This is a genomic window from Rhodococcus sp. NPDC047139, from assembly GCF_040643435.1.
GTDB lineage: Bacteria > Actinomycetota > Actinomycetes > Mycobacteriales > Mycobacteriaceae > Rhodococcus.
This window is the reverse complement of record NZ_JBEYUH010000006.1, coordinates 35,997-47,155: the sequence shown is the minus strand read 5'-3', so window position 1 is coordinate 47,155 and position 11,159 is coordinate 35,997. Positions and strand designations below refer to the sequence as shown.

The following is an 11,159-nucleotide window of genomic DNA, read 5'->3' as shown; positions in this document are numbered from 1 at the left end:
GGGAAGTCGGAGCCACAGCCGTACGAACCGGAACCCTCAGACCATGGAGAGCAGACCACCGCGCACACGGCCGGCGTCGACACCCCCGGTCCGGAAGGACTCGGTGAGGCCGACGGCAGTTGCCGGCGCCGACGCAGCGGCGAGTGCGTGCGACTTGAAAACCTGGGCTGCTCGGCTCAGGCGGTGCTGCAGCGGCGCGATTCGGGAGTCGAGTTCGGAGGGTATGCCCTCACCCCACAGCGCGATCTTGGCCGGGCTCTCCGAGAGCGTGTCGAGCACACCCCCTCGGATCCGCTCGTCGGACATGTAGAGCTCCGCTGCGACGGCTACGGTGTCGGGCATCGGACCCTGGGATCCGGAACTCAGAGCCGACTCGAGATCGACTGCCTTCGTGGCGCCGAGAATTTCGAACGGACGCAGATCGGAACTCTGCGGGACCACCACCACCACTTCCCAGCCTGCTGCCACCTGGTCGTACAGCCAGCCTCCGGTGTAACGGACGGCGTCTGCGACTCGGGGCGCGACGATCGCGACTCTCCGCCTCAGGATGTGGCGACGGGCATGAGCTGTTGCTCGAGCGACTGTGTGAAGTCCTCGAATATTGCGGTCAGTGGGAGCGAACGATCGAGCAGCCATGAGGTTTCCATTCCATTGAGGAAAGCGACGATCTCCACCGCTTTGACGGCTGGGTCCACATCCGTTCGGTATCGGCCGGCAAGTTGTCCACGCCGGATTCCGGCTTCGACCGTTTCGAGTGCCGTCTGATACCGCCCGAGTAGGCGCTCGTGCAGAGGAGCATCCGGTTCGAGATTCTCGATGAGAAGTACCGCGTACATTCCGACCAGTTCGGGTGACTCCTCGAAACGCTTCGGAATCTTCCTGATCTGATCGACGAGATCCCCCGTCCGATCCGCGCGGGCGTCGTCGTCGTTGTCGCGGGCATCGAGCACCGCATGCAACAACTGGTCCTTCGACTCGAAGTGGTGCAACAGCCCGGCAGGGGTCAATCCTGCTTCCCGGGCGATCTGAGAGAGGCTCGTGCTGCGCCACCCGTTCCGCGCCAGAAACCGTTGGGCGACGCTGACGATCAGCTCCCGACGGTCCTCACCTCTGGCGAGGAGAGTGTCGTATGCACGTTGAGACAAGACCCCTCACTTCTTTGTAGAAGGACAACCTACTGAACACACATTAAGTCGTTTTTCCTCTTGTGACAAGCGTCTCATTATGTTTATTTCCCGATGGATGTCACACCTGCCCGAATGTCCTCCTCAGCCCTGGTTTCGGATCAACTCGACGACGGTCGCATTGGCGGTGCCGCCCCCCTCGCACATGGTCTGGAGACCGAAGCGAAGATCCTGATCGCGCATGTGATGGATCATCCGCGTCATCAGTACAGCTCCGGAGCCGCCGAGGGGATGACCGAGTGCGATCGCCCCACCGAGCGGGTTCAGCTTCTCGGGGTCGGCGCCGGTCTCGGCCAGCCACGCCAACGGCACCGACGCAAAAGCCTCGTTCACCTCGAAGACGCCGACCTCTTCCAGTGCGACGCCGGACTTCGCGAGAACCTTCTCGGTCGCAGGGATCGGCCCGGTCAGCATGAGTACCGGATCCGCTCCGGCAACGGCACCCGCCCGATACCGCACCAGTGGCGTGAGGCCGAGTTCCCGCGCCTTCTCCGGAGTCGTGACGAGCAGTGCTGCGGCGCCATCGGAGATCTGCGACGAGTTGCCGGCGTGGATGACCCCGTCCTCGGCGAAGGCCGGCTTCAATCCGGCAAGTTTCTCGACGGTCGACCCCCGGCGCACCCCTTCGTCGACGGACACCGTCCCGGCTTGCGTCGGCACCGGGACGATCTGCCCGTCGAACGCACCCCGGTCCAGCGCGGCGGCAGCACGCTCGTGCGAGAGCACCGCGAACTCGTCGAGACGAGTGCGGGAGAACCCCCACTTCTGCGCGATCTTCTCTGCGGAGATGCCTTGGTTGAACGAGAATCCGTCGTATCGCGCGAGCGCCTTGGGGCCGTAGGGCTGCCCGGAGGCCCGGGCCGAGCCCAAGGGCACCCGGCTCATCACCTCTACGCCACCGGCGACGACGACATCCTGCTGCCCCGACATCACCGCCTGCGCCGCGAAATCGAGTGCCTGCTGGCTCGACCCGCATGCACGGTTGACGGTCGTGCCCGGGATCGACTCGGGCCACCCGGCCGCGAGAACCGAGTACCGGCCGATGTTGCTCGACTGGTCGCCCACCTGCGAGACGCAACCCCACACGACATCGTCGATGAGTGCCGGGTCGATTCCCGTGCGGTCGACGAGAGCCTGCAGGACGTGCGCCGAGAGATCCGCCGGATGCTCACCGGCCAGTCCGCCGTTGCGTTTGCCGACCGGCGTACGGACTGCCTCGACGATGACTGCTTCACGCATGTACTTCTCCACTCGTAGGTGATGGTGCCGATTCGTTGCCGGCCGGACCGAGCGCCCACCTTCCGGTGAACTGCGCTTCGCGCTTCTCCGCGAAGGCCCGGAAGGCTTCGGGGGCGTCGACGGTTGCGAAGTTGACGGCCTGGGCCCGCGCCTCGCTCGCCAGCGCATCGCGCAGACCGCGCTCGCCGGCCTCGTTCAACAGCGCTTTGGTCTGCGCAAGTGCCACCGGCGGGCCCGCCACCAACCGGGCACAGAGATCGTCGACGAAATCGTCGATCTTCTCCTCCGTCTCGACCCAGGTCACCAAGCCGAGCCGGAGCGCCTCGTCGGCATCGATGACATCCGCCAGCAATGCCAATCGCTTCGCCTGCTGCAGGCCGACGAGCTTCGGAAGCAACCACGTGCCGCCCAGATCGGGCGACAGTCCCCGTCGGACGAAGATCTGCGAGAACGTCGAGCGTGGCGTAGCCACAACCAGGTCGCATCCCAATGCCAGATTCCATCCGGCGCCGAATGCGACGCCGTCGACCTTCGCGACCGTGGGAATCGGCAGTTCGTGAAGCCGCAAGGCCACGTCCGTCAATGCCTGCATCTTGCGGATGGGATGTGCGGCACCGGGCTTCGAGATATCCGCGCCGGAGCAGAATGCGCCGGCCGCGCCGGTGACGACCAGGGCCCGGAGGCCGGGATCGTCACCGGCTTCGACGAGCGCGGCGTGCAGCGACTCCCACAGCGCGCCGTCGATCGCGTTCTTGCGATGTGGCCGGTTCAGAGTGAGGGTCCGGATTCCGTCACGGTCGTCGACGAGGAGACTGCCGCCGCTCATCGGCCTTTCCCTTCCACAGCAGGGGTTCGGTATGCGGGACCGATCACGCCCGTCTCACGTAGCCGTGCGATCTCGTCCCGCGTGACGCCGAAGTCCTGGAGGACGGAATCGGTGTGCTCGCCGAGTCCCGGCACAGCACCCATGGGCAGTTCGAAGCCCTCCACGACCGGCGGGGGCAGCAGAGCCTCGATCGGACCGTTCGGTGTGTCCACCTGGCGCCAGCGATCGCGTACCTGCAACTGAGGATGCGCGATCACGTCGCTGGGCAGGTTGTAACGCGAATTGCCGATCCCGGCCTCGTCGGCGATCTTCTGCACGTACGCGAGAGGATGCCGGGCGCACCACTGCGCAATCGCCTCGTCGAGCACGGCCCGATGCTCACAGCGACCGGCGTTGGTGCGGAAACGCTCGTCGTCGGCGAGGTCGTCGCGTTCGATGATCTCCCGCGCGAGCCGCTGCCATTCCCTGTCGTTGGTGGTGCCGAGCACGACCACCTGGTCGTCGGCAGTCCGGTACGACCCGTACGGTGAAACCGCAGGCGACGACATGCCCAGTGGCTGCTGGTTCACTCCGGAATAGCGCGTGTAGGTGAGCGGATAACCCATGAGTTCGGTCATCGTGTCGAACAGGCTCACCGAGACCTTCGACAGCGCACCCCCGCGGCCGCGATGCCGCTCCTTACCGCACAGCAAGGCGAGGATCGACACCGCCGAATACAGGCCGGTGGTGATATCGGCGACCGGCGGTCCCGGTTTCGCCGGCATGTCGGGATAACCGGTGACAGCGCAGGCACCCGCCTCCGCCTGGACGAGGAGGTCGTACGCGCGTTTGTGGGAGAGCGGCCCGCCGGGCCCGTAACCGTCGATCTCGACTGCGATGAGCTCGGGATAGCTCTCCTCGAGCCGGTCGGGTGACAGACCGAGTCGAGCCGTGGCACCCGGCGCGAGGTTCGACACGAGCACATCCGAGCGTGCGAGGAGTCGATGAAGGACGGCGATCCCGTCCTCCGATTTCAGGTCGAGTGTCACCGACTCCTTGCCGCGGTTCGCCCACACGAAATGGGCCGCCATGCCGCGGACGACGTCGTCGTAGTCGCGCGCGAAATCACCCCCGCGGGGGTTCTCGATCTTGATGACCCGTGCACCGAAGTCGGCGAGCGTGCGCGTGCACATCGGGGCCGAGACGGCCTGCTCCAGGGAGATGACGGTGACTCCTGCGAGCGGGCCATCCGGACCACCCGAGCTCGTTTCCCCCGAACCCGTTGTTTCCCAACCCGTCCCAGCCTCGGGCATCACATCACCATACCGCCGTCGACCGGCAGGACCTGCCCGGTGACGAAGGACGCTGCGTCCGTGGCCAGGAAGACGAATGCTCCGGCCACTTCCTCCGGCGATGCCCAACGCCGCAGGGGAATACGACCCAGCATGTTCGCAGCGAACTTCTCGTTGGTGCGGATCGTCTCGGTCATGGGCGTCGCAGCGAGCGGAGCCAGAGCGTTGACGAGGATGTTCTTGCGTGCCAGCTCGCGAGCGAGCGACTTGGTCATGCCGATGATCCCGGCCTTGGCCGCGGAGTAGTTCACCTGCCCCAGCGTGCCGGTGATTCCCGCCGAGGAGGTCACGTTGATGATCCGTCCCGTGCCGTCGGTCGCGAGGAAGGGCAGCGCCGCCTGTGAGCAGGTGAAGGCACCGAGCACGTGGATGTCGTGGATCCGCTGGAACGACTCGACGGTGGTGTCGGCGAACATTGCAGGGTCGGTGACACCGGCATTGTTGACGAGAATGTGCAGGACGCCTTCGGTCAAGCCGGCAGCACGGGCCATCGCTGCGTCGGCCGCTTCCCTGTCACGGACGTCGAGTGCGGCGCTGTCCGCCTTGCCGCCATTGGCCGAGATACGCTCGGCGACAGCGGCTGCGGCGTCACCGTCGACGTCGGTGACGAGCACGGCTGCACCGGCCGCGGCCAGAGCCTCGGCGACGGCCGAGCCGATACCGCCGGCCGCGCCGGTCACCACGGCCGAACGCCCGGTGAGATCGAAGAGAGAATTGTTCACGGCCATCAGTAGCTCCTCGGCAGTCCCAAAGTGTGTGAGCTCAGGAAGTTCAGAATCATCTCCTGGCTGATCGGTGCAATGCGCATCACGCGTGCTTCACGGAAGTAACGCGAGACGTTGTACTCCTCCGCGTAGCCCATTCCGCCGTGCGTCTGCAACGCACGGTCCGCGGCAGTGAATCCCGCGTCGGCACAGAGGTATTTGGCGGTGTTCGCTTCCCGGCCACACGGCTGCCCGTTGTCGTAGAGCCAGGTGGCCTTTCGCAGCACGAGTTCGGCGGCGTCGAGGTGTGCGAGCGAATCTGCAAGGGGGAACTGGATTCCCTGGTTCATGCCGATCGGGCGGCCGAACACTTCGCGTTCGTTTCCGTACTTGACGGCCTTTTCGAGCGCCACCCGACCGATGCCGAGCGCCTCGGCGGCGATGAGCATACGTTCGGGGTTGAGGCCGTCGAGCAGGTACTTGAAGCCCTGTCCCTCCTCGCCCACCCGATCCTCGACGGGAACCCGCAGGTCGTCGATGAACAATTCGTTCGACGTGACGGCATTGCGCCCCATCTTCCGGATCGGACGGATGTCGACACAGCTGCGATCCAGGTCGGTGAGGAACAACGTCATGCCGTCGGTCTTCTTCTCGACCTCGTCGTAGCGACTCGTGCGGGTCAGCAGCAGGATCTTCTCGGATTCCTGCGCCTTGGAGATCCACACCTTGCGTCCGTTGACGACGTAGTGATCTCCTTCCCTGCGCGCGAAGGTCGTGATCCGTGAGGTATCGAGGCCGGCGCCGGGCTCGGTGACACCGAAACAGACGTGCAGGTCGCCGTTTACGATCCGCGGCAGGGTGCGTGCCTTGAGCTCGTCGGAGCCGTGCTTGACCACCGGTTGCATACCGAAGATGTTGAGGTGGATCGAACTCGCGGCATTCATGCCGCCGCCCGATCGTGCAACCTCCTCGAGGAGGAGCGTGGCCTCGGTGATGCCGTACCCGTGCCCGCCGTACTCCTCGGGCATGGTGATGCCGAGCCAGCCGCCGTCTGCCATGGCCTGGTAGAACTCCGACGGGAACTCGTGTGCGAGGTCCTTTTCCATCCAGTACTGGTCGTCGAACCTCTTGCACAGTTCGGCCACCGACTTGCGGATGAGTTCTTGGTCCTCGCCGAGTTCGAAACTCATGCCGCTCATCGTCGTCACCTCACGCCCTGTCGACGGGGCTGCAGGTCGCAGAGGTTCATGATGATCCCTTTCGTATCGGTCAGTCGGAAGCGGGTAACGGCTTTGCAGCCTTGAGAGTCATAGGAACGCCGCCGTAACCGAGTTCGCCGGGGCCCGAGGAGGTGCAAAGAAGCTCGACCGTGTCGTTCGCATCGACGTAGCGCTTGCCGAGAACTGTGACGGCGTCGCCCGCCGACGGCTCCGGGCGGCCCGCAGGCGCCGGAATCATCGGAGCTCCACCGCATGTGAGCTCCTGGGCACCCTCCGAAGGCGCGCGGACGACGACGACCCTCGTGGACCCTTCGGCGGCAGCGAGCTGCACTCCAGGACGTAGTGGTGCGGGTGTGGTCACGACGTACCTCTCTTTCGATCATTCGGTGAGCGAGCGTGACTCGAGGCGGCTCGTGCGATGGAAACTATCTTCTCTTTTACAGAGAATCAACATACGCGTGGGACGACGCTTCGTCGCGTGAACGCCGCGGGCGAGCGACCCCACCCGAGGCCCTCGGCCCCCACCCCGCGAAAGCTCACCCTCTCGACCTGCGCAAACGTCGCATTTCATCCCTGGCGTTGACTATCCGGCGGCAACATGGAAATCTATCGCTCAGAAATGAGAATGCAATTCTCTCGAACAGGGAGGAGGTTGATGTGGCACTGCTATCCCCGCTGCCGGCGGAACTCTGGGACGAGAACGTCGACGCGGCACTGAAAGGCCTGATGCCCCGGCATATGCGGAACCCGGAGCAGGCCGGCGCTGCGATGGCGACGCTCGTTCACCATCCGGAGTTGACCAAGGCATTTCTCGGTTTCAGCGTGCATCTTCTGTTCCGGTCGACACTCCCGGCACGGTTACGCGAACTGGTGATCCTCCGGGTCGCCGAACTGCACGACTGCTCGTACGAACGTGAGCACCACATCGAGATCGCACAGACCGAGGCCGGTCTGACGCCGGACGAGATCACTGCGGCACTCGGTGGAACTGCAGCGGATCCGTTCGAACAGCGCCTGCTCGATTCCGTTCGCGAGTTGACCGAGACCTCGCGCCTGTCCGAGGAGACCTGGACAGCGCTCTCGGAGCATCTCACCACCAAGCAACTGATGGACCTCATCTTCACCGTAGGTGGCTACAGCCTCATGGCCATGGCTTACAACACCTTCGGTATCGAGTCCGACGACGAAAGGTAGAACCTTGCCCCACTTTGCCAAGCCGGCCGAGGGAAGCTGGACCGAGCACTACCCCGAACTCGGCACTGCACCGGTCGACTACACCGATTCGATCGACCCCGCCTTCTTCGAAGCCGAGCGCGAGGCGATCTTCAAGCGCACCTGGCTCTACATGGGTCGTGTGGAGCAGCTGCCCCGCGTCGGCAGCTACTTCACCAAGGAGATCCCCTCGGCCGGCCCCGGCACCTCGCTGGTGATCGTCAAGGGCAACGACGGTGTCGTCCGCGCGTTCCACAACGTCTGCCGCCATCGCGGAAACAAGTTGGTGTGGAACGATTTCCCCAACGAGGAGACCGCAGGCAGCTGCAAGCAGTTCACCTGCAAGTACCACGCCTGGCGTTACAGCCTCGAAGGCGATCTGACCTTCGTCCAGCAGGAGGGCGAGTTCTTCGATCTCGACAAGAAGGACTTCGGCCTCAAGTCGGTCCGTTGCGAGATCTGGGAAGGCTTCATCTACATCAACCTGGACGACGACGCCGAACCGCTCGTCGACTACCTGGGTGATTTCGCCAAGGGCCTCGAGGGCTACCCGTTCGACAAGATGACCGAGGTCTACAGCTACCGCTCCGAGATCGGATCGAACTGGAAGCTGTTCATCGACGCCTTCGCCGAGTTCTACCACGCACCGATCCTGCACATGAAGCAGGCCGTGAAGGACGAGGCCGATAAGCTCGCCGGCTACGGCTACGAGGCTCTGCACTACGACCTCAAGCCCCCGCACTCGATGATCTCCTCCTGGGGTGGAATGGCTCCGCCCAAGGATCCCAACATGGTCAAGCCCATCGAACGCGTTCTGCGCTCCGGACTCTTCGGCCCCTGGGACACCCCCGACGTCGAAGGTCTCGCCGACGACCAGCTGCCTCCTGCGCTCAACCCCACCAAGTTCCACAGCTGGGGACAGGACAGCTTCGAGTTCTTCCCCAACATGACCCTGCTCGTCTGGAAGCCGGGCTGGTACCTGACCTACACCTACTGGCCCACCGCCGTAGACAAGCACATCTTCGAGGCGAGCCTGTACTTCGTCCCGCCGAAGAACGCCCGTGAGCGCCTCGCGCAGGAACTCGCCGCGGTCACCTTCAAGGAGTACGCGCTCCAGGACGCGAACACTCTCGAAGCAACCCAGACCATGATCGGCACCCGCGCAGTGACCGATTTCCCGCTCAACGACCAGGAAATCCTCCTGCGCCATCTCCACAAGACCGTCGCCGATTACGTCAAGGAGTACCAGAAGTGACGACTCTGCCCACCGAATTCGCCGACCTCGAGCCCTATGCCGATTGGGCTCTCGCGACCGAGCCCGAGCGCTACGCAAAGCGACTGGCCTCGAGCATGCCCGAGATGCAGCAGTTCTACGATGCGGCCTTCGGCCGCCTCGAGGACGCGATCACCTACCTCGACAAGTTCGACCTCGACGACCTCGAGGACGATGCCCGCGCGCTCATGCACCTGATGCAGTCGCTCGTGATGGTGTCCTTCCCGGTCGAGGTCTGGAAGCAGCCGCGCGTGCCGGACAGCGGCGCCGCTTGGGTCACGATCACCAAGGAACCGGTGGTGTGATGACCCGTGTCGGAGCGTTCCGGCGATGAGTACCTCGCGCGCCCGTGTCGAACCTCGAGGTTCGGCACGGGCGCGCTTGCCGTTCGCACATCAAGATCAAACACAACGATCAAGATCGTTGTATGTGACGGATAACAAGTCCGAATTGCACCAAAGATCCCGTCGCGCCGGTCTTTCCGGAGCGTGATTGGATGTGCGGGCGAGCTACGGCATCGGGCGCGGGATCGCCGCGCATCGCGGCCGGACTCTGCAACAGCCCACAGCCCTGCCTCGGAGGAATCATGACCGACATCGCCTCGAAGAACTTCTTCACGGACCCGGATCTCGTAGAGGACCCGTACGCCTACTACGACGCCATGCGCGACGGATGCCCGGTCAAACGTGAACCCCACATGAACGTCATGATGGTCACCGGATACGAAGAGGCGATCCAGGTGCTGAGCGACGAGAAGACGTACTCGTCGTGCATCTCGGTGACCGGCCCCTTCTCGGGTCTGCCGGCCTGCCCCGAGAGCGACGACATCAGCGACTTCATCGAGGAGCACCGCCCGTCGCTGCCGATGAACGACCAGCTCCCCACGATGGATCCGCCCCAGCACAACGACCATCGCGGTCTGCTGATGCGACTGATCACGCCGAAGCGCCTCAAGGAGAACGAGGCGTTCATCGAGCGCATCGCCGACAGGCTCCTCGACGACCTTCTCGCCAGGGGCGAGGGCGACTACATCACCGGTTTCGCCGCACCCTTCGCCATGCTCGTCATCGCCGATCTGCTCGGCGTTCCGGAGAGTGACCACCAGGAGTTCATCGAAGGCCTGAACATCCAGGTCGAGAAGGGCTTCACGCTCGGCAGCACCGAGGGCGAGTCGCTCAAGCTCAATCCCCTCGAGTTCCTGTACAAGAAGTTCGGTGCGTACATCGAGGACCGTCGCGCGAACCCCACCGACGATGTGCTGACGGGCCTCGCCACCGCGACCTTCCCCGACGGCACCCTGCCGCCGGTCGAGGACGTGCTGCGCATCGCGGCGAACGTCTTCTCCGCAGGCCAGGAGACCACCGTCCGGTTGCTCAGCTCCGCACTCAGGATCATCGCCGAGAAGCCCGAACTCCAGAAGACTCTGCGTGACGAGCCCGAGCGCATCCCCAACTTCATCGAGGAGACACTGCGTTTCGAGAGCCCGATCAAGGGCGACTTCCGGCTCGCGAAGACGTCCACCACCGTCGGAGACGTCGACGTGCCCGCCGGCTCGATCATGATGCTGGTGAACGGTGCCGCGAACCGCGATCCGCGCCAGTTCTCGGATCCGAACGAGTTCGACCTCGACCGCCGGAACGCCCGCACCCATATCGCGTTCGGTCGCGGTGTGCACGCCTGCCCGGGTGCGCCGCTCGCACGCACGGAAGGACGCGTGGGCATCCAGCGTCTGCTCGAGCGCACCAGCGACATCCGCATCTCCGAGGCAGTGCACGGCCCCGAAGGCGACCGCAAGTTCGGCTACCTGCCGACCTTCATCCTGCGTGGCCTGCTCGCGCTGCACCTCGAGTACACGCCTGCGGAAGGTGAGGCGAAGTGAAGGTATTCGTCGACGACGACGCTTGTCGCGGACACGGCGTCTGCCTCGCTGCATGCCCTGAGGTGTTCGATCTGAGCGACGGCGGGTATGCCGTGACGCTCGTGACCGAGGTTCCGGCCGAACACGAGGACTCCGTCCGCGAGGCTGCGGCGGGATGTCCGGAGCGAGCCATCAAGCTCGACTGACTTACGAACCGAAGTCGAACATCGGCGTCGGTCCGGTCCGAAAGGTCCGGGCCGGCGCCGTTTTTCGTGTCGTAACGAGCCGGTCGATTGACGGCGTCCGGGGTTG

At 64.5% G+C, this 11,159-nt stretch carries 13 protein-coding genes; 5 read left to right on the top strand and 8 right to left on the bottom strand.

Annotated features, from left to right (window positions below):
* Positions 1-36 precede the first annotated feature (36 nt).
* The 8 genes from ABZ789_RS09340 to ABZ789_RS09305 form a co-directional block, all read right to left on the bottom strand.
* Positions 37-468, bottom strand: coding sequence for a hypothetical protein (locus ABZ789_RS09340; protein WP_358422324.1), 432 nt, complete (start codon positions 466-468; stop codon positions 37-39).
* 74 nt (positions 469-542) lie between these two features.
* Positions 543-1,145, bottom strand: a complete 603-nt coding sequence (locus tag ABZ789_RS09335; protein WP_358422321.1) for a helix-turn-helix domain-containing protein — start codon at positions 1,143-1,145, stop codon at positions 543-545.
* A 123-nt stretch (positions 1,146-1,268) separates the two neighbouring features.
* Positions 1,269-2,423: a thiolase family protein gene (locus ABZ789_RS09330; protein ID WP_358422318.1), complete on the bottom strand. Its 1,155-nt coding sequence runs from the start codon at positions 2,421-2,423 to the stop codon at positions 1,269-1,271.
* Positions 2,416-3,249 carry an enoyl-CoA hydratase-related protein gene (locus ABZ789_RS09325; protein ID WP_358422315.1) on the bottom strand — a complete coding sequence of 278 codons (834 nt, stop codon included), beginning with the start codon at positions 3,247-3,249 and terminating at the stop codon, positions 2,416-2,418. The genes ABZ789_RS09330 and ABZ789_RS09325 overlap by 8 nt, the downstream gene beginning before the upstream one ends.
* On the bottom strand, positions 3,246-4,541 hold the full coding sequence (locus tag ABZ789_RS09320; protein WP_358422313.1) for a CaiB/BaiF CoA-transferase family protein: 1,296 nt from the start codon (positions 4,539-4,541) through the stop codon (positions 3,246-3,248). Before ABZ789_RS09320 ends, ABZ789_RS09325 begins: the two co-directional genes overlap by 4 nt.
* The gene (locus tag ABZ789_RS09315; protein ID WP_358422310.1) at positions 4,541-5,308 is read right to left on the bottom strand and encodes an SDR family NAD(P)-dependent oxidoreductase; all 768 of its coding nucleotides are present in this window, start codon (positions 5,306-5,308) and stop codon (positions 4,541-4,543) included. The genes ABZ789_RS09320 and ABZ789_RS09315 overlap by 1 nt, the downstream gene beginning before the upstream one ends.
* Positions 5,308-6,474: an acyl-CoA dehydrogenase family protein gene (locus tag ABZ789_RS09310; protein ID WP_358423115.1), complete on the bottom strand. Its 1,167-nt coding sequence runs from the start codon at positions 6,472-6,474 to the stop codon at positions 5,308-5,310. Before ABZ789_RS09310 ends, ABZ789_RS09315 begins: the two co-directional genes overlap by 1 nt.
* A gap of 79 nt (positions 6,475-6,553) precedes the next feature.
* The gene (locus ABZ789_RS09305) at positions 6,554-6,865 is read right to left on the bottom strand and encodes a hypothetical protein (RefSeq protein WP_358422307.1); all 312 of its coding nucleotides are present in this window, start codon (positions 6,863-6,865) and stop codon (positions 6,554-6,556) included.
* Between the two features lie 296 nt (positions 6,866-7,161).
* Between ABZ789_RS09305 and ABZ789_RS09300 the strand changes: the two genes are divergently transcribed.
* The 5 genes from ABZ789_RS09300 to ABZ789_RS09280 all read left to right on the top strand — a co-directional run bounded on the left by ABZ789_RS09300 (position 7,162) and on the right by ABZ789_RS09280 (position 11,053).
* Entirely contained in the window at positions 7,162-7,698 is a 537-nt protein-coding gene (locus tag ABZ789_RS09300; protein WP_358422305.1) for a carboxymuconolactone decarboxylase family protein, read from the top strand.
* A 4-nt stretch (positions 7,699-7,702) separates the two neighbouring features.
* Positions 7,703-8,971, top strand: a complete 1,269-nt coding sequence (locus ABZ789_RS09295) for an aromatic ring-hydroxylating dioxygenase subunit alpha (RefSeq protein WP_358422302.1) — start codon at positions 7,703-7,705, stop codon at positions 8,969-8,971.
* A complete protein-coding gene (locus ABZ789_RS09290) occupies positions 8,968-9,294 on the top strand; it encodes a hypothetical protein (protein ID WP_358422299.1) in 327 nt (108 codons plus the stop codon). The genes ABZ789_RS09295 and ABZ789_RS09290 overlap by 4 nt, the downstream gene beginning before the upstream one ends.
* Before the next feature lie 281 nt (positions 9,295-9,575).
* Positions 9,576-10,868, top strand: a complete 1,293-nt coding sequence (locus ABZ789_RS09285; protein WP_358422296.1) for a cytochrome P450 — start codon at positions 9,576-9,578, stop codon at positions 10,866-10,868.
* Positions 10,865-11,053, top strand: a complete 189-nt coding sequence (locus ABZ789_RS09280) for a ferredoxin (RefSeq protein WP_358422293.1) — start codon at positions 10,865-10,867, stop codon at positions 11,051-11,053. The genes ABZ789_RS09285 and ABZ789_RS09280 overlap by 4 nt, the downstream gene beginning before the upstream one ends.
* Positions 11,054-11,159: the final 106 nt, after the last annotated feature.